22 protein-coding genes are annotated in these 25,501 nt (G+C 60.1%); 4 read left to right on the forward strand and 18 right to left on the reverse strand.

Translation table 11 applies throughout. The annotated features are described in order from the left end of the window. The first annotated feature begins 6 nt into the window (after window positions 1-6). Window positions 7-852, forward strand: a complete 846-nt coding sequence (locus AC1DZP_RS26620; protein WP_477306511.1) for an EamA family transporter — start codon at window positions 7-9, stop codon at window positions 850-852. 9 nt (window positions 853-861) lie between these two features. On the opposite strand, the gene AC1DZP_RS26625 is transcribed toward AC1DZP_RS26620, so the two are convergent. The 14 genes from AC1DZP_RS26625 to AC1DZP_RS26690 all read right to left on the reverse strand — a co-directional run bounded on the left by AC1DZP_RS26625 (window position 862) and on the right by AC1DZP_RS26690 (window position 16,806). Continuing rightward, the gene (locus AC1DZP_RS26625; RefSeq protein ID WP_477306513.1) at window positions 862-2,079 is read right to left on the reverse strand and encodes an MFS transporter; all 1,218 of its coding nucleotides are present in this window, start codon (window positions 2,077-2,079) and stop codon (window positions 862-864) included. 90 nt (window positions 2,080-2,169) lie between these two features. Continuing rightward, a complete protein-coding gene (locus AC1DZP_RS26630) occupies window positions 2,170-2,487 on the reverse strand; it encodes a Dabb family protein (protein ID WP_477306515.1) in 318 nt (105 codons plus the stop codon). A 9-nt stretch (window positions 2,488-2,496) separates the two neighbouring features. Then, on the reverse strand, window positions 2,497-4,125 hold the full coding sequence (locus tag AC1DZP_RS26635) for a GMC family oxidoreductase (protein WP_477306517.1): 1,629 nt from the start codon (window positions 4,123-4,125) through the stop codon (window positions 2,497-2,499). Between the two features lie 13 nt (window positions 4,126-4,138). Next, the gene (locus AC1DZP_RS26640; protein ID WP_477306519.1) at window positions 4,139-4,900 is read right to left on the reverse strand and encodes a 3-ketoacyl-ACP reductase; all 762 of its coding nucleotides are present in this window, start codon (window positions 4,898-4,900) and stop codon (window positions 4,139-4,141) included. Continuing rightward, window positions 4,897-6,414, reverse strand: a complete 1,518-nt coding sequence (locus tag AC1DZP_RS26645; RefSeq protein WP_477306521.1) for a GMC oxidoreductase — start codon at window positions 6,412-6,414, stop codon at window positions 4,897-4,899. Before AC1DZP_RS26645 ends, AC1DZP_RS26640 begins: the two co-directional genes overlap by 4 nt. Before the next feature lie 5 nt (window positions 6,415-6,419). Beyond that, the gene (locus AC1DZP_RS26650; protein WP_457154399.1) at window positions 6,420-7,535 is read right to left on the reverse strand and encodes an ABC transporter ATP-binding protein; all 1,116 of its coding nucleotides are present in this window, start codon (window positions 7,533-7,535) and stop codon (window positions 6,420-6,422) included. A gap of 4 nt (window positions 7,536-7,539) precedes the next feature. Next, window positions 7,540-8,484 (reverse strand): carbohydrate ABC transporter permease, encoded by a 945-nt coding sequence (locus AC1DZP_RS26655; RefSeq protein ID WP_095084591.1) that lies wholly within the window; start codon window positions 8,482-8,484, stop codon window positions 7,540-7,542. After that, window positions 8,481-9,437, reverse strand: coding sequence for a carbohydrate ABC transporter permease (locus tag AC1DZP_RS26660; RefSeq protein WP_477306523.1), 957 nt, complete (start codon window positions 9,435-9,437; stop codon window positions 8,481-8,483). The genes AC1DZP_RS26655 and AC1DZP_RS26660 overlap by 4 nt, the downstream gene beginning before the upstream one ends. Window positions 9,438-9,527: 90 nt before the next feature. Next, window positions 9,528-10,781: an ABC transporter substrate-binding protein gene (locus AC1DZP_RS26665; protein ID WP_477306525.1), complete on the reverse strand. Its 1,254-nt coding sequence runs from the start codon at window positions 10,779-10,781 to the stop codon at window positions 9,528-9,530. A 59-nt stretch (window positions 10,782-10,840) separates the two neighbouring features. Then, window positions 10,841-12,352, reverse strand: a complete 1,512-nt coding sequence (locus tag AC1DZP_RS26670; RefSeq protein ID WP_477306527.1) for an aldehyde dehydrogenase family protein — start codon at window positions 12,350-12,352, stop codon at window positions 10,841-10,843. Window positions 12,353-12,367: 15 nt separating this feature from the next. Beyond that, on the reverse strand, window positions 12,368-13,144 hold the full coding sequence (locus AC1DZP_RS26675) for an enoyl-CoA hydratase/isomerase family protein (protein ID WP_477306529.1): 777 nt from the start codon (window positions 13,142-13,144) through the stop codon (window positions 12,368-12,370). Further along, entirely contained in the window at window positions 13,137-14,738 is a 1,602-nt protein-coding gene (locus tag AC1DZP_RS26680) for an acyl CoA:acetate/3-ketoacid CoA transferase (RefSeq protein WP_477306531.1), read from the reverse strand. The genes AC1DZP_RS26675 and AC1DZP_RS26680 overlap by 8 nt, the downstream gene beginning before the upstream one ends. Next, window positions 14,735-15,751 (reverse strand): Gfo/Idh/MocA family protein, encoded by a 1,017-nt coding sequence (locus tag AC1DZP_RS26685; protein WP_477306533.1) that lies wholly within the window; start codon window positions 15,749-15,751, stop codon window positions 14,735-14,737. Before AC1DZP_RS26685 ends, AC1DZP_RS26680 begins: the two co-directional genes overlap by 4 nt. Then, window positions 15,748-16,806: a LacI family DNA-binding transcriptional regulator gene (locus AC1DZP_RS26690; RefSeq protein ID WP_477306535.1), complete on the reverse strand. Its 1,059-nt coding sequence runs from the start codon at window positions 16,804-16,806 to the stop codon at window positions 15,748-15,750. Before AC1DZP_RS26690 ends, AC1DZP_RS26685 begins: the two co-directional genes overlap by 4 nt. A gap of 241 nt (window positions 16,807-17,047) precedes the next feature. Here AC1DZP_RS26690 and AC1DZP_RS26695 point away from each other — a divergent pair, with 241 nt between their 5' ends. Then, window positions 17,048-18,208, forward strand: coding sequence for a dihydrodipicolinate synthase family protein (locus AC1DZP_RS26695; RefSeq protein WP_477306537.1), 1,161 nt, complete (start codon window positions 17,048-17,050; stop codon window positions 18,206-18,208). Window positions 18,209-18,323: 115 nt separating this feature from the next. After that, window positions 18,324-19,088 (forward strand): M15 family metallopeptidase, encoded by a 765-nt coding sequence (locus tag AC1DZP_RS26700; RefSeq protein WP_477306539.1) that lies wholly within the window; start codon window positions 18,324-18,326, stop codon window positions 19,086-19,088. A gap of 327 nt (window positions 19,089-19,415) precedes the next feature. On the opposite strand, the gene AC1DZP_RS26705 is transcribed toward AC1DZP_RS26700, so the two are convergent. The 3 genes from AC1DZP_RS26705 to AC1DZP_RS26715 all read right to left on the reverse strand — a co-directional run bounded on the left by AC1DZP_RS26705 (window position 19,416) and on the right by AC1DZP_RS26715 (window position 22,791). Then, on the reverse strand, window positions 19,416-20,048 hold the full coding sequence (locus tag AC1DZP_RS26705) for an HNH endonuclease signature motif containing protein (RefSeq protein WP_477306541.1): 633 nt from the start codon (window positions 20,046-20,048) through the stop codon (window positions 19,416-19,418). After that, the gene (locus AC1DZP_RS26710; RefSeq protein ID WP_477306543.1) at window positions 20,032-21,267 is read right to left on the reverse strand and encodes an AAA family ATPase; all 1,236 of its coding nucleotides are present in this window, start codon (window positions 21,265-21,267) and stop codon (window positions 20,032-20,034) included. The genes AC1DZP_RS26705 and AC1DZP_RS26710 overlap by 17 nt, the downstream gene beginning before the upstream one ends. A 93-nt stretch (window positions 21,268-21,360) precedes the next feature. Beyond that, complete coding sequence (locus tag AC1DZP_RS26715) at window positions 21,361-22,791, reverse strand: ATP-binding protein (RefSeq protein ID WP_477306545.1); 1,431 nt, start codon at window positions 22,789-22,791, stop codon at window positions 21,361-21,363. 1,197 nt (window positions 22,792-23,988) lie between these two features. On the opposite strand from AC1DZP_RS26715, the gene AC1DZP_RS26720 reads away from it, so the two are divergent. Continuing rightward, window positions 23,989-24,621: a recombinase family protein gene (locus AC1DZP_RS26720; RefSeq protein WP_477306547.1), complete on the forward strand. Its 633-nt coding sequence runs from the start codon at window positions 23,989-23,991 to the stop codon at window positions 24,619-24,621. Between the two features lie 111 nt (window positions 24,622-24,732). On the opposite strand, the gene AC1DZP_RS26725 is transcribed toward AC1DZP_RS26720, so the two are convergent. Continuing rightward, window positions 24,733-25,365, reverse strand: coding sequence for a hypothetical protein (locus tag AC1DZP_RS26725; protein WP_477306549.1), 633 nt, complete (start codon window positions 25,363-25,365; stop codon window positions 24,733-24,735). Window positions 25,366-25,501 lie beyond the last annotated feature (136 nt).

The raw sequence follows: 25,501 nt of genomic DNA on the forward strand, positions 1-25,501 counted from the left end.
CCGGCAATGACGCCCTTCGTCTTCTTCGCGGTGCTTGCCGCCGCCGCCATGCACGCGATCTGGAACGCGCTGGTCAAGGTCCATCTCGACCGTTTCCTGTCGATCACGCTGATGACGCTCGGCATGGGGGCTGCCGCCCTTGTCGTGCTGCCTTTCGTCGAAGTGCCGAAGGCGCAGGTGTGGCCCTACATCATCGCCTCGGTGATCTTCCACATGGGCTACCGGACCTTCCTGATCGGCGCCTACCAGGCCGGCGATTTCGCCCAGACCTATCCGCTGGCGCGTGGCACAGCACCTTTGCTGGCAGCCCTTGGCGGTATGTTCGTGGTCGCCGAGGTGCCGGCGCCGCTTGCCATTCTGGGTATTTTTCTGCTGTCGACCGGCACGCTGGTGATGTCGTTTCGCGGCGGTGCGCATCTGGAAAAGCTGAACCTGCGCGCGGTCGGCTTTGCGCTGGGCACCTCGATCTTCATCGCCAGCTACACGCTGTCCGACGGCAGCGGCGCGCGGCTGGCGGCCACAGCGCAAAGCTACGCCGCCTGGCTGTTCATCTGCGATGCCCTCGGAGCCCTGGTGCTGTGCCTTATCTTCCGTGGGCCGAAAGCGCTGCCGGTGCTGGCGCGCGACTGGAAGGTGGGCCTGTTCACCGGCGTACTCAGCGGTGCGGCCTACTGGATCGTGATGTGGGCGATGACCAAGGCGCCGATCGCATCGGTGGCGTCGCTGCGCGAGACCTCGATCCTGTTCGCCATGATGATCTCGGTCTTTGCCCTCGGCGAGAAGATGACCAACTGGCGCGCTGCCGCCGCGCTCAGCATCGTCGCCGGCGTTGTTGCGCTCCGACTAGGCTAGCTGCCGCCGTTAGCCCAGCACGGTCATCACCTGGCCGCGTCGCTCCGGACTGAAGCGGATGACGACGATGATGCAGACGGCAACCACGCCGGCAAAAAGCGCAAGCGCATATCCGTAGCTGCCTCCAGGGGCTTCCGCGATGCCTGCCTGGTAAGGGCCGCCATAGGACGCCGCGAGATTGCCGGCCTGATAGATGAAGCCGGGCAAGGTCGCACGCACGGACCCCGGCGAAAGCTCGTTGAGATGCACCGGGATGACGCCCCAGGCGCCCTGGACCGCGACCTGCATGACGAAGGCGCCAACGGCGAGCATGAAGGGCGTGGTGCTGTAGGCCCACAGTGGAATCGACGGCAAAGCAATCAGGCACGCCAGGGTGATGGCGTTGACGCGGCCGATCTTCTCGGACAGCGCGCCGAATGCCAGGCCGCCGACGATGGCGCCGATGTTGGCGACGATGGTGATCCAGCTCACCGTATGCGGATCGAAGCCGTGCTGCTTCTTCAGGAAGGTCGGGTAGAGGTCCTGCGTGCCATGGCTGAAGAAATTGAAGAACATCATCAGCACGACCGCATAGAGCGCGACGCCCCAGTGCTTTTGCAGGGTTTCCAATAGTCCCGGCCTGGCGGTCTTCCGCGCGTCCACGAAGGCCGGCGATTCCGGCACATGCGAGCGGATGAACAGCACGATCAATGCCGGCACGAAGCTGAGCAGGAACATGGCGCGCCAGCCGATCGTGTAGCCGCCGATCGTCTGCTGATAGAGCAGGCCATAGACCACTGCCGCCAAGAGGTAGCCCGTCGGATAGCCGCATTGCAGGATGCCCGAGACCATGCCGCGCGCGCTGGGCGGGATAGACTCCATGGCGAGCGAACTGCCAAGTCCCCATTCGCCGCCCATGGCAATGCCGAACAGGGCGCGCAGTGCCAGGAAGATGCCGAGATTGGGCGAGAAGGCGGCCAGCGCGCCAATCACCGAATAGCTGACGATGTTGAGCATGAGGATGGGCTTGCGCCCGTATTTGTCGGCAAGCATGCCGAAGAAAAACGCGCCGATGAAGCGTGTTGCCAAAGTCAGGAACAACGCCTTGGAGACGGCCGGGACGTCGGTCTGGAATTCAGTCGCAATATCCGTAAGCAGGAATGTCAGGAGGAAGAAATCGAAAGCGTCGAGCGTCCAGCCCAGAAATGAAGCCAGGACGGTTTTTTTCTGTTGGGAATTGAGGTTCAAGACCTTCCTCCTTTGCCGTCCCCGGGCAACGATATGTCGCCCGGTCGGCAAAAGAGAACAGCCGTCAGCCGGCTTTCGAAAATCCGGCGGTCACTTTTTCGTAAGGTCGAGATCGAAGACCATCAATCCGTCGGTGCTGCCTTCGAGAGCGGCGACCAGCCGGGCGCCGGCGCGCTGATGCGCCTCATGCACCAGATAGGCGTCGCGGGCGGCGGCATCGCGGAAATCGATGGTGAAGCCATGGGTGAAGCCGCGCGCGAACGGCTCGGGGCTGACATTGGCGCTGAATTGGACCGTGTCCATGCCGTCGATCACCTGTCGCAGCGCCTCAAGATCGGCATGGATCGCCATGCGCTCGGCGGCGGGAACATCGTTGCGAAACCTGGCGAAGACACAGTGCCTGATCATCTTTTGCTCCTAAGCCGCCCGGTTTCCGGAAAACACGGCCGGCGGCAGCGGCTCGCGATCGAGGATCAGGTCGGCACCCTTTTCGCCGACCATGATGGTCGGCGCATTGGTGTTGGAGGAGGGCACGCGCGGCATCACCGAGGCGTCGCAGACCCGCAGGCCGTCGATGCCGCGCAGCCGCAGATCCGGCGTCACCACGGCCATGTCGTCATGGCCCATGCGGCAGGTGCCGACCGGGTGATGGTCGGTCTTGGAACTGCGGCAGGCATAGTCGAACAGCTCGTCGTCGCTGGCGAGCGACGGGCCGGGCAGCACCTCGCGCAGCACGTAGGGCTGAAGTGCCTTCTGCCGCATGATCTCGCGCGCCAGCCGCAGTCCCTTGATCGACATGGCGCGGTCGTAGGGGTCGGACCAGTAGTTCGGATCGATCAGCGGATGGTCAGACGGGTCGGCGCTCTTCAGCCGCACCGTGCCGCGCGAGCGCGGGCGCAGGAAGGCGGAATTCAGGGTGACACCGGGGTTGTTCAGCTTCTCGACGCCGGCTTCGATGCCGGAGCCAAGGCCGAGATGGAACTGGATGTCGGGCGAGGCTGCGGTCGGGTCGGCGTACCAGAAGCCGCCGGTCTCGAACAGGCTGGAAGCCACCGGTCCCTTCTTCAGCAGCAGGTATTGCAGGCCGGCCCAGGCCGTGCGGTGCAGCTTGGCGTAATTGTCATAGGTGTGGTCGCCGGTGCATTCGGCGATGACGAACAGGTCGAGATGATCCTGCATATTGGAGCCGACGCCGGGCAGATCATGCACCGGCGTAACACCGACCGATTTCAGATGGTCGGCCGGGCCGATACCCGACTGCATCAACAGCTTCGGCGAACCGATGGCGCCAGACGAGACGATCACCTCTCGGTCGGCGCGCAGGATTTTCTTCTCGCCGCCCGGCCTGTCGACGATCTCGACACCGATGGCGCGGCCTTTCTCGACGACGATGCGGGTTACCAGCACGTCGGTCCTGACGGTGAGGTTCCTGCGAGCGCGGATCGGCTTCAAATAGGCGACCGAAGCCGAGGAACGCCTCGCATCCCTCTGGGTCAATTGGTAGTAGCCGACGCCCTCCTGGCTGGCGCCGTTGAAATCCGGGTTGAAGGGAATGCCCATCTCCTGGCCGGCGCGGAAATAGGCCTCGCAGATCGGCAGTGGCGAAATCGGGTTCGACACGCCGAGCGGGCCCTGGTCGCCATGAAAGTCGTTGGCGTAGCGCTGGTTGTTTTCGGCTCGCTTGAAATAGGGCAGCACATCGCGATAGCCCCAGCCGGCGAGACCTTCTTCCTTCTCCCATGCGTCATAGTCGCGGGCATTGCCGCGCGTGTAGATCTGGGCGTTGATGGAAGAACCGCCGCCGACCACCTTGGCCTGGGTGTACCAGAAGACGCGGTCCTTCATGTGCTTCTGCGGCACGGTCGACCAGCCCCAGGAGGCAATGCCCTTGGTCATCTTGGCGAAGCCCGCCGGCATGTGGATATAGGGATGCCAGTCCTTGCCGCCGGCTTCCAGCAGCAGCACCTGATGCGTCGGATCCTCGCTCAACCGGTTGGCCAGAACACAGCCGGCTGGGCCGGCGCCCACGATGATGTAGTCGGTCATGACACTATCCACCTTAAAGCCGCGGCACGGAGAGCGCGCCGTCGACATTGATGATCGAGCCGGTCGAAAAGCCGAGCTTGCCACCGGCAAGCGTCGCCACCACGGCACCGATGTCCGATGCTTCGCCCCAGCGCTTTGCCGGCACCAGCCCGCCGTCGATCAAGGCGCCGTATTTGGCGGTGACGCCTGATGTCATGTCGGTTCGGATGATGCCCGGCCGCACCTCGAATACAGCGATGCCCTCGGCGGCAAGCCTGAGCGCCAGGGTCTTCACCCACATCGACAGGCCGGCTTTCGAGATGCAGTAGTCCGGTCGTTCCGGCGACGCCATTTCGGCGCTGACCGAAGTGATGGTGATGATCGATCTCGGGTGATCGCCTGGGACAGCCAGCATCGCCTTGGCGACGGCCTGGCTGAGGAATACGGTGCCGCGCAGATTGATGTTGAGTGCCTTGTCGAAATTCTCTGGCTTGAGTTCCAGGAGGTCGCCGCGCACGACGGCGCCGACGCCGGCATTGTTGACCAGGCAGTCGATGCGGCCGAAGGCGCGCATCGCGGCGTCGACCAGTGCCGCATGGCCGCTGAGATCGGAGATGTCGCAGCTGACATAGGCGAACTTCGCGCCGCGCGTGGTGATGTCCTTTGCTAACCCGTCAGCGGGTTTTTCGGCAAGGTCGGCGACGAGGATGTTGAAGCCGGCACCGGCAAGCGCTTCGGCGCAGGCAAGGCCGATGCCGCGCGCGCCGCCAGTGACGATGGCCGCCGGGCGGCTCATGCGGAAAGCTCGCTCTTGCGGATGTGGTCGGCGACACGCAGAGCTTGCGCGGCGATCGACAGCGCCGGATTGACGGCGGCCGAATTCGGCAGGAAGCCGCCATCGACAACGAACAGATTCTGATGATCGAAGGACCGGCAGAACGGGTCGAGCGGCGCGCTGGCCGGATCGTCGCCCATCTTCACCGTGCCGCACTGGTGCGACGGCGTGCGCTTGTCGAAGGGGCGCGACAGCACGATCGGATAACCGCAGGCGCGGAAGTTTTCGCGCATCACCTTGGTCAAGCCGTCGAGCGACTGCATGTTGGAGCGCCGCCATTGCATGACGATGTCCTTGCCGTCGACCATGATGCGGCTTTCGGGATCGGGCAGGTCCTCGCACATCAAGTACCAATCGACGGCATGGCCGGCCATGAAATCGAGCGCGAACTTCGGCGCGAATTTCACGTTGGCGCTGAGGATGTTGCCGTCGATCTTGCCGAGCAACTGGACGTTGCCGAGCGGCTTGCCGCCCTTGCCGTCGGAGAGATAATAATCGTTCAGCATCAGCGTCTTCTGGTAGACGGCATCGTTGCGGCGGCGCGGATCGATGGCCAGCATGGCGCTGGAATTGTGGTTCATGAAATTGCGGCCGACCTGGTCGGAGCGGTTGGCGACACCCTTGCCACCGCCCTTGCCGGTGGCGGGTGACGGCGAACGCAGCAGGATGACGGCCGAATTGACCGCACCGGCGGAGAGGATGACCAGCTTCGGCGTCAGCTTTTTCAACGCACCATTCTGGCGATAGTGAACAGCGACGATGGTTTTGCCGTCGGCCGAGGCTTCCAGATATTCGACGTAAGCGCCGGTCTCGAGCTTGATGTTCTGGTCGGTCAGCGCCGCCGTCAGCGGTCCCGTTTGCGCGTCGACTTTGCCCTGGCCGGTGTTGGGAAACGCGTCCCAGCCGGTCTTGCCCTCGTTCAGCCAGGTGTCGATGTCGACGCCAAGCGGCAGCGAGGCCGGATGCAGGCCGAGGCCCTTGAGCTCGGCGCGGGCGCGCGCGATCGGTGCCTCGTCGGGCACAGGCTTGAAGGCATAGGGGATCGAGTGGAACGGCTCGGTCGGATCCTCGCCGAGTGAGCCGCGCACGCGAAACAATTGCTCGGCCTTCGAATACCAGGGCTCGAATTCTTCATAGGAAAACGGCCACGCCGGCGAGACGCCGCCGAAATGCTCCATGGCCGCAAAATCTTCCCTGCGGTAGCGGATCAGCACGGCGCCGTAGAATTTCGAATTGCCGCCGACATAGTAATAGTTGCCGGGGTTGAAGGCCGCACCGCCGGCCTCGCGCCACATCTCCTTCGGCCGATAGTGGCCGTCGACGAAGATGGAACGGGTGTCGCGCGCATGCGGCGTTGCCGCCAACGGTTCGCCGCGCTCCAGCATCAGGATCGAGGCGCCGCTGCCGGCCAGACCGGAGGCGATCGTGGCGCCGCCGATGCCGGAGCCGATTATGACGATGTCGGGATTTGTCATCTCGGTCAGAGAATGCGGTTTTCGGTCGCCGGATCGAAGAACACCGCCTTGGTCAGGTTGAAGGCGAGCGGCGTGTTGGTGCCGGGCTGGATGTTGGCGTCGGCGCGTAGCCGCGCCACCACGCCCTTGCCGCCGAGATTGGTGACGGCGAAGGTGTCGGAGCCTGCCGGTTCGACGACCTCGATAAAGCAGTCGGCAGTGGCGATGTTCGAGGCATTGCGCTCGGCGCCTTCCGGATCGGTCAGGGCTTCGGGGCGGACGCCGAAGATGATCGGCTTGCCCTGGAATGCCGACAGGCCCGCCGGCGCATTGGCCATCGGCAGCGAGATCGGCTCGCGCGCCTCGCGCTGCAGCACGACGGACAGCGCATTGCCGTTGGTGCCGATCGTCGCCGGGATCAGGTTCATCGCCGGCGAGCCCATGAAATCGGCGACAAAGAGATTGGTCGGGTTGTTGTAAATCTCGGCCGGGGTGCCGAACTGCTGTACTTCGCCGTCGCGCATGACGGCGATCTTGGTCGCCAGCGTCATCGCCTCGATCTGGTCGTGGGTGACATAGACGATGGTGGTGCCGGTGGTGGCATGCAGGCGCTTGATCTCGATGCGCATGTCGACACGCAGCTTGGCGTCGAGGTTGGACAACGGCTCGTCGAACAAGAACAGTTTTGGGTCGCGCACCAGCGCCCGGCCCATGGCGACGCGCTGGCGCTGGCCGCCGGAAAGCTGGCTTGGCTTGCGCTGCAGCAGGTGGCCGATCTGCAGCACCTTGGCCACCTTGTCGATCGCCTTCTGCCGTTCGGCCGCCGGCACGCCGCGCATCTCCATGCCGAAGGAGATGTTCCCGGCCACCGTCATGTTCGGATAGAGCGCATAGCTCTGGAACACCATGGCGATGTCGCGCTTGGACGGATGCAGATCGTTGATTGCGCGGCCTTCGACACGGATTTCGCCCGAGGTGATCGTCTCCAGGCCGGCGATGGTGTTGAGCAAGGTGGACTTGCCGCAGCCGGACGGGCCGACCAGCACCAGGAAGCCGCCCTTGTCCAGTTCGACATCGATCCCCTTGAGGATCTCGACCTGGCCGAAGCGCTTTCTCAGGCCATCAATTTCCAGAAAAGCCATCAGATTATCCTTTGACGGCGCCCGCCATCAGACCGCGCACGAAATAGCGGCCGGCGAGCACATAGACGAGAAGGGTTGGCAGTGCGGCGATCATCGCGGCCGCCATGTTGACGTTGTATTCGACGACGCCGGTCGAGGTGTTGACGACGTTGTTGAGCGCCACCGTCATCGGCATCGCGTCGCCGGTGCCGGCATAGGCAGAGGCGAACAGGAAGTCGTTCCAGATGTTGGTGAACTGGTAGATGACGGTGACGACGAAGATCGGCATCGAGTTCGGCAGCATGATGCGGCGGAAGATCTGGAAGAAGGAGGCACCGTCGACCTGCGCCGCCTTGACCAGTTCGGTCGGAAACGCCTCGTAATAGTTGCGGAAGAACAAAGTGGTGAAACCGATGCCGTAGACGACGTGGACGAAGACGAGATTGACCGTCGCGTTGCCCAGGCCGAAGCTCGTTCCGACCGAGTTCTGCAGCGACACGCCGAAACGGCCAAGGCTGCCGAGGATCGTCGCCATCGGCAACAGCACCGACTGGAACGGGATGAAGCAGGCGAACAGCATCAGCCCGAACACCAGCGTTGCGCCGCGGAAGCGCCATTTGGTCAGCACGTAGCCGTTGAGGGCGCCGAGCATCGTCGAGATCAGCACGGCCGGAACCACCATCTTGATGGAGTTCCAGAAATAGCCCTTGATGCCGGCGCAGGTGAGGCCGACGCAGGTCTCGCCCCAGGCCTTCACCCAGGGATCGAAGGTCGGTGCCTGGGGCAGCGCCAGCATGTTGCCGTTCTGGATCTCATCCATGGTCTTGAACGAGGTGACCAGCATGACGAACAGCGGCATCAGGTAGAACAGCGCAAACAGCGCCAGCAGCCCGTAGATGACGATGCGGTTGACGATCCTAGCGTTGACGCCGCCTGAGGCCTGGCGGGCGGGCGTGGTGACGGCGCTCATCGCGGCTTCTCCCGCAGTTCCGAATAGAGGTAGGGCACGATGATGGCGATGATGGTCATCAGCATGATCACCGCACTGGCCGAGCCGACGGCCATTTCGTTGCGCTTGAAGGTGTACTCATACATGAAGTTCGACGGCAGCCAGGCCGAGCCGCCGGGGCCGCCGCTGGTCAACGCCACGACCAAGTCATACGATTTGATGGCGAGGTGGGCGAGCACGATGAAGGCCGACAGGAAGATCGGCCGCAGCAGCGGGATGACGATACGGCGATAGAGCTGGAAGGTGGTGGCGCCATCGATCTGCGCCGCCTTCATGATCTCGCCGTCGATGCCGCGCAGGCCGGCCAAAAACATCGCCATGATGAAGCCGGAGGCCTGCCAGACGCCGGCAATGACCACGGTGTAGATGACGAAGTCCTTGTTCTTGATCCAGTCGAAATGGAAGCTCGTCCAGCCCCATTGATGCAAGGTCTGCTCGAGGCCGAGACCGGGATCGAGGAACCATTTCCAGGCGACGCCGGTGACGATGAAGGACAGCGCCATCGGGTAGAGGTAGATCGGCCTCAGCACACCTTCGCCGCGGATCTTCTGGTCGAGCAGGATGGCCAGGAACAGGCCGAGCGCCAGGCAGATGAAGATGTAGAGAAAGCCGAAAATGCCCATGTTGGTGATCGACGTGTACCAGCTCGATGGCGGGTCGGTGTCGAAGGTCCAGCCCCAAAGCCGCTGGTAGGCGCGTGAACCGGTGATGACATAGGACGGGAAGGTCTTGGAATTGGTGAAGGACAGATAGATCGTCCACAGGATGAAGCCGTAGACGAAGACAATGGTGATGGCGAAGCTCGGCGCCAGCACGATCTTCGGCAGCGCGTCCTGCAGGCGCGAGCGCACCGAGGCGCGCGGTCGGGCGTGCTCTGGCGTCAGCTTGATCTGGCTTGTCGCTACCGTGCTCATAGGGCTCCTCCCGTCGACGCGAGGCCAACCAGGTTCGCGGATCGGAGCCTTCCCCGCTGGAGCGGGGAAGGCGCTTTTGGTGTGTGGCGCTTACTTGGCGTCGTCGATCGCCTTGACCAGTTCGGTCACGGCCTCGTCCGAGGTCTTGATCTGACCATGGACGAACTTGGAGACGACATCCTTGTAGGCATTGGCGACCGCCGGAGGCGCGCCATAACCCTGGGCGAGCGAGCCGAACAGCGTGCCGCCGTCATTGGCTGCCTTCAGGTCGGCGATGCCCTTCTTGCCGCAAGCGTCGAAGTCGGTGTCCGGAACGTCGGTACGGGCCGGAACCGAACCCTTGACGACGTTGAAGGCCGACTGGAAGCTCTTCGACAGGGTGGCGGTGGCCAATGCGACCTGGGCGGCCTTGCGGTCATCCGGAACGTTGAACATGCCGAACATGTCGGAGTTGTAGATCACCGAGCCGTCGGTGCCCGGGAAGCGATAGCACAGGAAGTCCGTGCCCGGAGTCTTCTTGGCGGCGTGGAATTCACCCTTGGCCCAGTCGCCCATGACCTGCACCAGGGCGTCGCCCTTGATGACCATGGCGGTGGCAAGGTTCCAGTCGCGACCGGAGAAGTTCGGGTCGACATAGGTGACGAGCTTGGCGAGATTGTCGAACGACTTCTTCATCGTGTCGGACTTGAGCGAAGCGTCGTCGAGGTCGTTGAAGGCCTTCTTGTAGAACTCAGGTCCACCGGTCGACAGCACGACCGAGTCGAACATGGTGGCTTCCTGCCAGTTCTGGCCGCCGAGAGCGAGCGGGATCACGCCTGCCGCCTTTGCTTTGTCGAGCAGGGCAACGAAGTCGTCGAAGGTCTTCGGCTCGGTGCCGCCGATCTTGTCCATGACGGCCTTGTTGATCCACAGCCAGTTCACCGAGTGGACGTTGACCGGAGCTGCGACCCACTTGCCGTCATAGACCGAGAACTTCTGCAGGGCGGCCGGAACCGACTTGTCCCAGCCTTCCTTCTTCGCCGTCTCGGTCAGGTCGCCCATGACGCCGGCCGCCGCATAGTCGAGCACGGTGTAGCCGAGCATCTGCGAGGCGGTCGGGTAGTTGCCGGCCGCGACCATCGCCTTCAGCGCGGTCATGGCTGCGTCGCCGCCGCCGCCGGCCACCGGCACGTCCTTCCAGGCATAGCCTTCCTTGGCCAGATCGCCCTTGAGAACGTTGAGAGCAGCCGCTTCGCCGCCCGACGTCCACCAATGYAGCATCTGGACTTCCTTGACGTCCGCGGCATGGGCCGCGAACGCAAGGCCCGATGCGAGAGCCGTTCCGATAAGAAGTTTGCGCAACATGTACTTCCTCCCTTGTTGCATCTACACGACCGGCGAATGTCCGCCGGGTTCTTCTCAACTCAGCCGACCCACCATCCGGTGCGTTGGCCGCGATGAAACTGGATTGTCTTTTCTTCGGTATAGTCCTCTACGGCGCGTTTGCCGAGTTCGCGTCCGAGACCGGACTGCTTGTAGCCTCCGAATGGCAGCTCGGGGTAACCTTCCATGAACGTGTTTACCCAGACGGTTCCCGAACGCACATTCCGCGCCACCGACATGCAGGTGTCGATGCTGGCGCTCCACACGCCCGCAGACAAACCATAAGGCGTGTTGTTGGCGATGTGCAACGCCTTTTCAATCGTTTCAAAAGTCAGCACCGAGAGCACCGGCCCGAACACTTCCTCGCGCGCGATGGCCATGTCCTCGGTGACGCCGCGGATGATGGTGGGATCGAGGTACTGGCCGGCATTCGAGGCCAAACGCTTGCCGCCGCTATAGACGCTGCTGCCGTCGCTTGCCGCTGCCGTGACGTAGCCGGCTACCTTGGCCAGATGGTCGGACGAGATCATCGCGCCGACCTTGGTGTTGTCGTCGAGCGGATCGCCGACCGTCACCCTGGCTGTAAGCGCCTTGACCGCGCCGAGAAAATCGTCGGCGATCGCCTCGTGCACGATCAGCCGGCTGCCGGCATTGCAGCATTCGCCGGCGTTGAAGAAGCCGCCGAATACGGCCGCGTCGGCCGCCGCTTCGAGGTCCGCGTCGGGAAAGACGATCTGGCCGTTCTTGCCGCCGAGCTCCATCGAGACTTTCTTCAAGGATTGCGCGGCGGAGGCCATCGTCATCTTACCGACGCGGGTGGAGCCGGTGAACGAGACCATTTCGACCAGGGGATGGCTGACCATCGGCGCGCCGACATCGGCGCCAAGACCGGCGAGGGTGTTGACGACGCCAGCGGGCAGGCCGGCCTGCATCAGGATATCACCGAGGACGAAGGTCGAGGCCGAAGTCATTTCGCTCGGCTTGACCACCGCCGTGCAGCCGGCGGCGAGCGCGAAGGGCAGTTTCTGGCTGACGATGAGGAAAGGGAAATTCCATGGCGTGATGATCGAGACGACGCCGATCGGCTCGCGCAGCACCACGCCAAGCATGGCGTCGCCGAGATTGGCGTAGGATTCGCCGTGCAAGGTGCGGGCGAGCGAGGCAGCATAACGCCAGATGTCGACAGCACCACCAATTTCGCCGCGCGCCTGGGCGATCGGCTTGCCGGATTCCAGTGCGTCGAGCCGGGCGATCTCCTCCAGCCGTGCCTCGATCAGGTCGGCCGTCTTGAGCAGGATCGCGGCGCGCTCGGCCGCCTTCATGCGCGGCCAGGGGCCGGTCTCGAACGCCTTGTGCGCGGCCTGCACCGCGGCATCGACTTCGGCTTCGCCGGCCTGTGCATAGTGCGAGACGGTAAAGCCGTGGCCGGGGCTCTTGCGCTCCAGCGTGCGGCCATCGCGGGCATCGACATGCTTGCCGTTGATCAGCAGCCGATAGGTTCTTGGCGCTGCGGATGCCTCGGCGGGCATGATGATGTTGAGAGGGGCGTTCATCTAACTGTGTAATCCTCAGGATCTTGAAAATGCTGGTTTTTGCTTGGTCTTGAAAGAGCCGACGCCGGCTTTGAGATCGCCGGTCAGGGCGATGAAGCCGCTGGCCAGCGCTTCTGTCGCCGCGGCACTTTCCTCGCCTTCGGCGACCGCGACCATCAGCTTGGCGGCTTCCGTCGCCAGCGGGCCGCGCTCGGCGATCTTTTCGGCCCAGGCCCTGGCTTCGGACAGGCCGCTGCCGGTTTCGACCACCCGGTCGACCACGCCGAGCGCCAGCGCTTCGGGAGCGAGCAGAATCTCGCCGCCCAGCGCCATACGCCGCACCGTCTGCGCGCCGAAGCGGCGCACCGCGCGTTGTGTGCCGGACCAGCCGGGGACAACACCGATCGAGGTTTCGGGGAAGCCTAATTTCACCTGTGTCTCGGCCACGCGGAAGTCGCAGGCGACCGCCAGCTCCAGCCCACCGCCCAGCGCATGGCCGGACAGCACGGCGATGGTCGGTTGCCGCAACCGCGCCAGCCGGTCAAAGACGCGATGGCCGTAGCGGACCCATTGCACCTGGAAGTCGGCGGCACTCATCTGCGCCCACGCCTCGACATCGCCGCCGGCGCAAAAGCCCTTGCCTTCGCCGCGCAGCAGCACGACACGCACGCCTTCCGCCATTTCCGCTTCGTCCAGCGCTGCCTCCAGCGCGCGCAGCATCGGAATATCCAGCGCGTTGAATTTCTCCGGCCGGCGCAGCGTGACGACGCCGATGGCACCATCCTGCTCGAATGTGACGAGACGCTCAGCCATGCGCGCCTCCAAGCGAGGCGCCGCCATTCAGCGACAGCCCGATCGGTTGGTCCAGGTAGAGCGCTGCCGGTGTCGTCTTGAGATCCTTGGCGACGCCGAGCGGGATCTCGGCCTGGGCCAACACGTCGCGCTGCAGGTCGATACCGGGTGCGAGTTCGGTGACGACCAGGCCCTCCGGCGTCAGCTTCATCACGCAACGCTCGGTGACATAGGTGATGTCCTGTCCCTGCGCGACCGCGCGCTTGCCCGAGAAGGAGATGTGCTCGACCTCGTTGACCACCTTCTTGACCTTGCCCTCCTGGTCGATGCGGATGCCGCCATCGGCCAAGGAGAGTTTCGCCCCGGCGTTGAAGAAGCCCGAGAAGACGATCTTCCTTGCCCGGGCGGTGATGTCGACGAAGCCGCCGGCACCGGCGGTGACATGCGGCCGTGCGGACAGTTTCGAGACGTTGACCGAGCCGTGGCGGTCGATCTGTAGGAAGGACAGCAGCGACGCGTCGAAGCCGCCGGCCTGGAAATAGATGAACTGGTGCGGCGAGGGCATGATCGCCTCGGCGTTCGAAGCGCAGCCGAACTTGAAGTCGAGCAGCGGCACGCCACCGACGGCGCCTTGTTCGATCACCCAGGTGACCTWGCCGTGCTGACCTTCCTCGAGCAGGATGCGCGGCACATTGGCCGAGATGCCGAAGCCGATGTTGACGGCCATGCCGTCGCGGAGTTCCAAGGCGACGCGGCGCGCGATCACCTTCTGCACGTTCATTTCGGCATTGCGGAAGCTCGACAGCGGCCGGAAGACCTCGCCCGAGATTGCCGGATCATAGGGCGTCAGCGTCGTCTGCAACTGGTCGGGCGCGACGACGATGTGGTCGACCAGCACGCCAGGCACGCGCACGTCGTGCGGCTTCAGCGTGCCGTTCTCGACGACGCGCTTGACCTGGGCAATGACGACGCCGCCATTGTTGCGGGCGGCGAGCGCCTGTTCCAGGCCGCCAAGATAGGCGCCCTCATGCTCGTAGGTGAGGTTGCCGCGCTCGTCTGACGTGGTGGCGCGGATGATCGAGACCTGCGGCACGATCGAGCGGAAATAGAGCCATTCCTCGCCGTCGAACTGCTGCACCGAAACGATCGGCTCACTGGCGGCCGCGTTCATGGCGCAGCCCTGGTGGCGGGGGTCGGCGAACGTATCGAGGCCGACCTTGGTCAGCACACCCGGACGCTTGGCGGCGGCTTCGCGGTGCATGTCGAACAGGATGCCGGACGGCACATTGTAGGCTGCGACCGAATTGTCGCCGATCATCTTCCAGATCTGCGGCGGCTCGGACGAGGAGGGCCCCGACGGATAGGAGCCGCACAATGTGCGCTTCAACAGGCCAGGCTTGGCCAGATGGTCGATGCCCTTGATGCCATACATGTCGCCGGCGGCGATCGGGTGCAGCGTGGTGATGTCTTTCGGATGGCCTTCGCTGTCGAAGCGCTCGCCGATCGCGGCCAGCACCGCGTCCGGGCAGCCGAGACCGCTCGACGACGAGACGGACACCACCATGCCATCCTTGATCAGGCCTGCGGCTTCAGCGGCGGAAACGACCTTGCTCAATTCCTGCTCCCGAGTTTCGGGTCGATCTTGACGGCCTTGCCGGAACCGGCCGATTGAAGGGCTGCTTCGGCAGCTGTGAGCGACCAGATGCCGTCCTCGCCGGTGGCCGAAGGTTGGCCTTCGCCACGGATCGCGGCGTGGAACTGGCGCAGTGACCGGGAATAGAGGTCCTCGCGGTCGAAGCTCAGTTTCTCCTCGCCGTTGGCCGTGCGCAGCAACACCGAGCCGACCGGTTTCTGCGTCATCACGTTCCTGGCGATCAGCGAGCCCTCAGAGCCATGCACCTCGAAACCGGTGTCGGCGAATTTGGTGGTGAAGCCTTCATGCGACTGGGCGATGACGCCCGATTTGAAGCGCCAGATGCACATGGCGCCGTCTTCCAGCCCACTACCGGCCATGCCGGCCGACTGCGTGAAGGCCGACACTTCGACCGGATCGTCGCCGAGCACAAAGCGCAGCGTGTCGGCATCATGCACGGTGATGTCGAGCACCACGCCCCCGCCTGCCTCAGGCTTCGTGATGCGCCAGCCCTGCAGGTTTTCGGGCAGGTAGACGGCATGGAAGACGCGCGCGGCGATCGGCTTGCCGATGCGGCCGGCGGCGATGGCCTCGCGCATAGCGCGGTGCGCGCCGGCATTGCGCAGATGGTGATTGGTGCCGAGCACGACGCCGGCTGCCTTCGCGGCGGCGACCATTGTGCGCGCGTCGTCGCTGGTCAGCGCCAGCGGCTTTTCGCACAGCACATGCTTTGCCGCCTTTGCTGCGGCCAAAGCCTGCTCCAGATGCAGTTCGTTGGTGGTCGAGATGTAGACCGCGTCGATGTCGGCGCCCAGCAGAGCGTCTAGCGTCGAAACAGCCAGCGGGATGTTGTTTTCCGCGGCATAGGCCGTGGCGCGCTCGGGATTGGAACTCATGACCGCCGCGATCTCGCCATCGCCCTGCGAACGGATGGCGTTGATCATGAACTGTCTGGCGATCGTGCTGGCGCCGATCAAGCCCCATCTGACGCTCATGCCGCATCCCCCATTCCTGCGGGCCTGTTTCGGGCGCGGCGATCCGGGCCGCAGCTTTCCCTGACTACCAGATTGACCGCACCGATATGATCTTCGGCCCGCGTCGTGCGCGACTGGATCATCTTGAGCATGACATGGGCGGCGCGTTCGCCGAGGCCGGCCGTGTCCACCGAGACGCTGGTCAAGGCCGGCATGTAGTGCTCGGCCTCGACCACGTCGTCGAAGCCGACGACGGCGAAATCCGGTCCGGGCTCAAGCTCACGCTTGCGCAGCGCCAGCATGACGCCAAAAGCGACCGCATCGTTGAAGCAGAGTGCCGCGGTCGGCGGTTCGGATGTTGCGAGAGCGGTATCCAGACAGGCGATGCCGCCCCTGCGGCTGGTCTCGCCTTCGATCACGGTGATGTCGCGGGCGGCGATGCCAAGCGTCTCGCAGGCTTCACGAAAGCCGCCCAGCCGCTCTTGATAGACCACGAGGTCGGCCGAGCCGCCGAAGAAGGCCAGCCGGCGATGCCCCTTTCCGATGAGATGGGCGGCGGCCAGGTAGGCGCCGCGATGATTGTCGGGCGTGATCACCGGAATGCGGCTTTCGGGCAGCCGGCGCATGGCGAAGACGACCGGAACGCCCGCCATCTCCAGGCGGCGGAACGCGCCTGGCGTGGTGCCGCGCGCCGGCGACACGATGAGGCCGGCGACGCCTTGCTCCATCAGCGATTTGAGCACCTCTTCCTGGCGCACCGGATTTTCCGCCGTGTTGGCTATGAAAGGCACGATGCCGGCCGACTGGAAGACGCGCTCCATGCCGACCGCCAGTTCGGCGAAGAAGGGATTGGTGAGATCGTTGATGACCATGCCGATGACGTTGGAGTGAGCCTTGCGCAGATTGGCGGCGCCACGGTTGTAGACGTAACCGACATCCTCGATCGCCTTGCGAACCTTGACCGCGGTCTCAGGCCGGATCAGCCCGCTGCCCTGGAGCACGAGCGACACCGTCGATTTGGACACGCCTGCTTCGCGGGCGATGTCGAATATCGTTGCCTTGGCCCGGCTGGCCATCCAGATGCATCCTCCCCGATTTTCAAGCCGATCTATTGGAACGTTCTAATCACTAACCTCATCTGGAGTCAATCGAGGTTCTTTCCGGATTCGAAAAATTGATCTGGTGAGGCCAGTTGGCCCATTCCGTAAGGCTTTCCGTGTTGCGGCGCAGCATTTGTCCGCGAATGATCTCTGAATCGTAAAGGTTCTTGATTTATTGGAACGTTCCATTTATAGGCACGGCGATAGGGAGAGAGCGATGGACATTGTCTTGCCTGGTGAGGGTGGCCGCAGCAGCCGCTACGCTCTGGTCGGCCAGCCGGTGCAGCCGGTGGTCGGCGCGCGGTTTTCGCGCATCGCCTATGCCGCGGCCCATGTCGTTGCCGATCCGCTGGCGATGACCGATCCGTGGTCGCAGCCGGCGGTCGACTGGGACAGGACGATGGCATTCCGTCATCATCTGTGGCGGCTCGGCTTCCGCATCGCCGAGGCGATGGATACCTCGCAGCGCGGCATGGGGTTCGACTGGACAAACGCGCAGGAGTTGATCCGCCGTTCGATCGCGGAAGCGCGCACCGTCGAAGGCGCCGATCTCGCCTCGGGTGCCGGCACCGACCACCTGGCCCCAAGCGCCGCCCGGACGCTCGACGATGTCATCGCCGCCTATGAAGAGCAGTTCGCTTTCATCGAGGGGCAGGGCGGCAAGGCGATCATGATGGCCAGCCGCGCCCTGGCGGCGGTCGCCAAGGGCCCGGACGACTATGTGCGCGTCTATGACCGCATCCTGAGCCAGGCGGCCGGCAAGGTCATCCTGCACTGGCTGGGCGACATGTTCGATCCGGCGCTGAAAGGTTACTGGGGCAGCGGCGATTTCGAGGCCGCGCTAGACACTGTCGTCGCCATCATCGAACGCCACGCCGGCAAGGTGGAGGGGATAAAAATCTCGCTGCTCGATGCCAGCAAGGAGGTCGCGCTCAGGAACCGGCTGCCGGACGGTGTCGTCATGTTCACCGGCGACGACTTCAACTATCCCGAACTGATTGCCGGCGACGGCGGACGACATTCGCACGCGCTGCTCGGCATTTTCGATGCGATTGCGCCGGTCGCCAACGCGGCGCTGGCGAAGCTGGCGGATGGCGACCGCGCCGGCTATGACGCTCTGATGGCGCCGACCGTGCCGCTGTCGCGAAAAATTTTCGAGGCGCCGACCGAATACTACAAGGCCGGCATCGTCTTCATGGCCTGGCTGAACGGCCATCAGGACCATTTCGCCATGGTCGGGGGCATGCAGTCGGCGCGCGGTATCCGCCACTATGCCGATGTCTTCCGCCTTGCCGACCAGGCCGGGTTGCTGGCCGATCCGGAGCTGGCGGTGGCCAGGATGGGAAGTTTGTGTGCCGTCGCGGGCATCTCAGGATAAACGTGGGCTCGTGCCCTGATCACATTCCCTTTTCGTTTATGATCGAAAGGGGTAGGCGTGCGATTTCGGGGGCCGTGCTGGCGATGAAGCTAAAGATTTCCATCGTTTCGTGATCTTGCTGGCGGCGATCCCCTTGTCAGCCGCGCAAGGCGGTGATGGCGTCGATCAGGCTGACGCCAAGGCTGCGCTGCTCGAAGCCTACCCCGGCCTTTTTACCATCTCGGGCAATACGGTGACGTGGTCGGATGGTGCCACGATGGTGTGGGATGACGGCAAGGCACGCACAGCCGAGGAGTTGATCAAGTCCCCCGATATCGAGGACATGTTCCACTACATTTATCCGACAGCCAGTGCCGGAGACCTTATCCCCGACGTGGATTTCGATCCCGGTCGGATTCGCAACGAGGTTTTTTTCAAAAAACTTTATGGGGCCAGTGCCGCGGCGGTCGGCCATCATTTGACGACCGTCAAATGGCTGCCCAAACTGGGCAAGTATCCGGTTCGGATAACGTCGCTCTTCGGTGTCGACGCGCGCCTCTCCAAAATCTCGAATGCCTTGCAGGATTTGCCCGTCGACATGAGCCGCTACGGCCTCAAGCCGGGCGGCGGTTTCAATTGGCGGGTCATCGCCGGCACGGACCAACTCAGCGTTCATTCCTTCGGGGCCGCATTCGACATCAATGTCGGTTATTCCGACTATTGGTTCTGGAATAAGCCCGACAGCAAGGGCCGTATCCCGTTCAAGAACCGCATTCCCTTGTCAATCGTCACGTTGTTTGAAAAGCAGGGTTTTATCTGGGGTGGGCGTTGGTATCACTACGACACCATGCATTTCGAATATCGGCCTGAATTGCTGCTCTACAAGGAAAAGCAGGGCTAGCCGGCCGTTGGATGCCAGGCCAGCGGAAACTCAGCGCAATGTATTGATCGTCTGGGATTGGATGGTGGGCGTGACAGGGCTACCCACCATCGTCTCGAAGCCCAATGCAGCTGGGCAAACCGGCAAGGCAGGGAGACAGAATGCCTCCCCATAATGTTCCACTACGTACCAGCGATGCTGTTTTGAAGCAAATGCTTCACTCATTGGTGGAGCTGAGGAGGGCGTCCACCAAGATTCGTTCGTTCAATGGCTACCCCTCACTATGGCGAGGAACATGTCACCTAGTTCCCAGTGAGCTGCCAGGAGGCAAAGTTCCACGGGGGTCGGCTACAGACCGTACGTTTGACAAATTGCTATGGCCATACCTGAGAACTCCGAGCTTGGTGACTTATAATCCGCTATGCGCATCTTCATCAGTTCTACAACGAGGGGATCACCATCGTGGAGCCTTGCCACAGCATTGTTGATGGCGTCGATGTGCTCCGCTTTCCGCGCTACGAGCTGACCTCTCTTAGCATCATTGATTTGTAGTATCTTGACGGTCATTTCTGCAACAGCATCGCCCGGCACCCAGCTTACAGTTGGACCATGATGGACAAGCCGTTGCTCGACATTGGGAATATACGGATCGAGAAAAGGCTTCAACTCAGAGAAATAGTCATTCTTTCTACGATTGCACTCTGTGCAGGCTATTGTAAGATTGATCCACACGAAATGCATAGTAATGTCTAGAGAGCTTGGAGTTTTGTGCTCTACGTCACCCGGCGTATTATGCCCGATCTTGCTTTCGCAATAAACACATTTGTTTGATGTCTCCGCGACAAGACATGTTTTTATTTCCTGGTCACGGTATCGGTACTTTCTATAGTTGTTTTCTGGCTCTGCGATGTAGGCTGCCGTCCATGCTTCCCTATTGTCTTGAAGTACCTTTGGTTCGGCTAGCTTAGTTACCGCCCGCACCTCTTGACCTCCTTTTGTATTCCACGATAGCATCGGCAATTCCAAGTTTCTTAAGACGATCCATTATGTACTTCGCGCGCTTCTCTTGGGGTTTGGAGTCTGATCGACGAATAAGCCTCTCAATCTCAGATTCCACCCAAACTGGTAAGTTTGAACGGACATCAAGTATCTCGCGAAGCACTTCGTTCGGGGTGCCCGATATATCCTTAAGGTCAAGCTGTTCCGAAATTATCCTCTGTGTCCCGTTCCTCATGAGGGCGACTACATTGGCCGCCGCGTAACTGGAGACTATGAGAGGGCTATGGGTCGCAGCTATAATGCGGCAGTTTGGAAAGGCAGTAGCGAGCTTCGGTATGAACGTGCGCTGCATATTGGGATGTAGGTGGTTCTCTGGTTCGTCTATCGTTAGAACGAAGGAGTCTTTGTCGTAACCAAACATATAAATCTGCCATGCTATACTAAATATAGCATTCACACCGCCCGACATGGCGTCTAACGAGAACGTACCCGATTTAGTTACGAGTACCACCTCGGGCATGCGGATTTCTATACGCTCGAATCCGATACTCTCCGGGAGCATTGATCGCAATACGCGCTGAAAATCGATGTATAGCTTCTTCATGTCCGGATTGGGAGTAACGTTACTATTGCCTTCGCCGAACAAGGCCAAAGAGATAAGCGATCTTTTCTGAACTAACCCAGGATTTGAACTCTTCCCTGCGTTGTGATATTGTGCAATAAGCGCTTGGTATTGCTGGTAGTGTTGCGCTGAAGTTACTGGTTCTGTTGGTATGCTTTCCACATTAGTGTACGTTGCTATAGGTCTGTGAGACGGGATATGTATCCCGTCTACCGCACACATATTTGCATATTCTGGATTGTATTGAGCCCCGGTAATGGACTTTGTCCGGAGATCACTAACAACATCGTTATCGTATTCGATGGATCCAATCGATACAGTGTTATTATCGAATTGGTCCACATCGGAGTTATTGCTGTTGTATAGATCTGACCATATACGCTTCGCGGTTCGTTTACTAACGTATGGTGTAGAGACAAAGTTTATATTCCATCCGAAGTGGCGGCTAAGCAAATTAAGTATAGTCGTCTTACCACACCCATTCTGCCCCGTAAGAATAGTAACCTGTTTTGACAGGTCAATATCGACGGCGTCGAACTGTCGCCACCCACTTACTTTTATGCGCGAGAAATTTGGCACCTGTTTTCCCTCCGCGCGACCTTGTATTGGCCCGCTTTAGTTTTGTCTCTAGCTGGAGCGGGACACAGCGCCCACCTTCAGCCTAACTTAGACTTAGTCCCGGGCGCCGTGCGTCCAATCCTTATCAGGTGCCGCAACCTTCCGCCACGCGCTCGCCTTTCCACGCTTTCCCGGTACCTGCTCGATCAGGTTTCTCCTTCTCAACGCGACGAAAATATCCTTCATCTGAACGTCGCGCCTGATACCCGTGATGCTGCGACCGACTTGGTTAGTTATCGTCTCGTTAGCTTCGAGGTACTCCATTACGATCTGAGCTGGTGACGAAAGCCGTTGGTGTCGGATAAACACAATCACCGAGTTGCTAGCTTCCGTAATTTCTGGGTCCTTCAGCCTTATCCGTCGCATGGCTGCAAAGGCGGTGTTGAGGCCCTCCCCAACGTCTTTGTTCGGGGGATTGGGGAACTTATTTATAAGTCGTACGAGCTTTGGGTTTCGAGCAAATTGCTCATCAAGTATGTTTTCTGATGTTATGTGTCCTGGAAGCCTCCCCGGACTCTCCACTTCAATGCGATCATCGTAAATACGTATCTGCGTATCCGTAGGGTGACTGTAGTCACGGTGCAGAACGGCATTGGTGATTATCTCATGCAGCGTCTCATCGGGGTAGATGATGTCCTCCAGCCCATCCTCGCCAAGCCTCTTTATGCCCTCCACTATGTCTTTGGTCGTGGAGACGGCCTTGGTAATCAGGTCGTAGATCGGACCCTCAATCGTCAAAGGGTCGAAGGCGAGTGTTTCGCGGTCAACTCCTTCCTCGGCGGTGGTATATCTGAAGACCTTAACAGCAGCTCGTTTAGGAAGCGCCGCTTGTGGTTCATCGGCGAAAAGCAAAATCCCAGCTACTGTCGGCTTATTATCGTTCAGCAGAAACTGCGATTTCAACCAAACATCGGGTTCTCCTGTCGGCACGGTGTTAATCATGAACTCGATCGTCGTTACCGAATTTGTGATGACATCCTTGCTTATTGGAAGAGTCTCGTCCTCGAAAGTCGTTATTCCTTTGTCAAGCTTGAGGCGCTGGAGCGCTAACTCCCCGACGATTGGGAGCTTCTGCGCTCCTCTACGCACATATGCCGTGCCGTTTGTAGCGTTCAGAACGTCTTTGGTCTTATGAAATATCAGATGAAGCACCAGACCTGGACGGCCAGGACACTTCAAGAACTGAGCGTTGTAGAAATTGCCTAACGGGGAGAGGCTTTCTATAGCTTGGATTAGTCCGTTGGCCGCCTCGGAATCATCGAACCCGACCCAATTTCGCTGCTTAACTCCGCTATCATCTTCGCTTTCAGCTATGCCTACGAATATCTCGCCACCGGCTGTATTTGCAAACGCTGATATGGATTGACTTAGCTTAGCAGGCGCTATGTCTCTACTCTTCAAATCTCTAAAATGCGTCTCGTCATAGGCGAGAATAACATCAGCATCCTCATCATTGAGTTCCCTAATATCCACAGTTTGCCTCATCGATACGACTCGACGGTAAATAGCATAATCATAAGATAGCTAGCGACGGAATTTTCCGTGATGATATCTAACCGCTTTCCGGATTACTACATGCATGGGGCCTTCATGCCGCACTCAATCCTGCATCCAGGATCGTATTCTTCAGAAGCGATATGCTCGACACGCTTTGCGGACAAGGTTCGGAAAGACACGGGATCGACAAAGATGCAGTGTCTGGGAGACGCTAGCCGAGGTGGAGTGAGTCACACAAATGCCCAGAACAACGAAATTTTTCGCGGGGGTATTCATCACAGTCATAGAGACAATTTCCCCCATCGGGTTGCCCGGATTTGTTTACCCAGTTGCGCTTTGCTTGGAAATCTCATTCGCTTTCCCAGCTACGGATTGGGTTAGTACGGGTATGGGCCTTGGGTAGCCCTCCACTGATGGCTTAAGTCCTAACTCAGCTGCGATCTTACGGGTATGATGGGGGTTATGAACGGCAAGCTAATTGCTCCCTATGTGGAATATATAGCCGCATATTCTAAATACGGCTATGATGAATAGCTATGATGATTGGACTATGATGTACGTGGCATGAAGCTATGTACAGATTAAATGGTATCAGTTTGAGCCTTATCCATCGAAGATGGGAATATAATACATATATCAAGAACCAGATAGATACTAGTTGAATACCAAGATACTAATACAATGACAATATGGATATATATCCAGATACTGATACTATATACTGAATATGTGTGCTGCGGATTGTATCTAATATATATATAGATATATGTACACCATAAACCATAAGATACGCTGCTATGATAGAGAACTAGATAGGCCTCTATGTTAGATAATAGATACACTAATATGTATGACATACTATAAGACAATGTAATCTATTACTATAATCTATGGATCGCTAACGTTCCGCCATGGTATGCATCTGGCTCTGCCTATCAGGCACTCACTTATAATATACAAGGAATATAGCATCGGCTATAATGCTATATTAAATGGCGGCCTTGGTAACCCTAGTGGCCGGCAACTCAGCCGATCTTGTAAGGTTTCTATAGGGATTGCGTCCGTTAGGCTATACCCTAGCGGGCATACGATCCGGCTTACATCGAGGTGTACGTAAGGGTTGACATCGATCAACGGACAGTAATATATACGGACATAACCCTAACGTACATATGGGAGCCTATGATGTCCGTTATCCTCTACGCCAGAGTTTCCACAGCTGATCAAACCATTGGGCATCAAGAGACGCAGGCCAGGAACGCTGGCTTCGAGATTGACACTGTGATTGCCGACCACGGTAGTTCCGGCTTGAACACCCTACTTAGAGAGCGCGCGGAAGGTCGGCGCCTCTACGATATGCTACGCAAGGGTGACACGCTTGTGGTGCGATGGGTGGATCGGCTCGGCCGAAACTACCAAGATGTCTGCGATGCGATCAGGGAGTTCATGCGCAAGGGCGTTACCATTCGAACCGTGATTAACAACATGACATTCGATGGCGCTACTACGGACCCCATTCAGCAAGCAGTACGGGATGCGCTCATTGCGTTCATGGCGGCAACTGCTCAGGCACAAGCGGAGGCAACGAAAGAAGCGCAGCGCGCGGGTATAGCTCACGCCAGGGCGAAGGATACGAAGTACCGTGGCCGCAAGCCAACCTATGACCGAAGCCAGTATCAACTGGTGCTGGATATGCTCGCTGGTGGCGCTGGAGCATCTGCCATTGCCAAGGCATCAGACCTAACACGGCAGACGGTCTTGCGCATCAAGTCAGCGCCCGATCAAGCCGAAGCGGCGCTGCTGGCGTGGGGGCATTAGCAATGGGTCTCAAATCGGTCAGGGAAGGCGGCTGAGAGGCGACAGGGAACTTCCGCCTGTCAATCCTGCGCCAGAGCACCGAACGAATCCTGCGGACCTCTCTGGCGGAAACTAGCCAACACGCCAAGGTGGCGGTGGCCCAAACTTCAAAATTTCCGTTGCGAGCCTCTCAGGGTCTATTCCATCAGCATAAGCGCGCTTTGTACCTTCGTCGTCAGTCAATTCGATCCAATGCAAGTCGGTGGCAGCTTTGCCGTCTAAGCGCTTGGCCTCTGCTACAACGGCGCTGAGATATTTGTCGAAACCCATCCGCTGGTTTCGCGTTTTGTTAGCTTCCACAACCTCTTGGTAAAGATCATTGCGGTGTCCTGGAGTGTCCGTGCTGTCAGCCTTTTGCTTCCCGCTGCTGCGTTCCGGGACAGAGGAATGAAAGATGTTTATCAGGACTTGATTCCAGAGGGCGAGCTTAGGCTTCATACCCTTGCGATATGCCTCTTCAATCATGGGCAACTGCTTGCCTCCGTACATGAGCCGTACGTGGTCCATCGCGTCATGGATCATGGAGGCTGGCATGTGCTCTGCATCCATGCTTGCCACCATGTTGGCATCAGCTACCGTACCGCCAGACTCTAAGCCGGTCAGGAATATCGATGCTCTTACAGTCTCTGCGCCTCGCTGAACAATGCCTTTGAGGAAATAGAATACCGCCGCTCCAAGCACGATCAGCACTAGCAAAGTTTCCATGTTAGCCCCCTGTGTGCTCTGCTAAGTCCCAGAGCGTGTGCCTATATATCCAATTTTTGGATAATCTGAATTTCGGATTACCCGCCCGTCAGACCTTTCGTCAACGGGCCAATGCCAAAGTCCCTGCACTCAGAAC

This window comes from Mesorhizobium sp. P2_F8, from assembly GCF_056403655.1.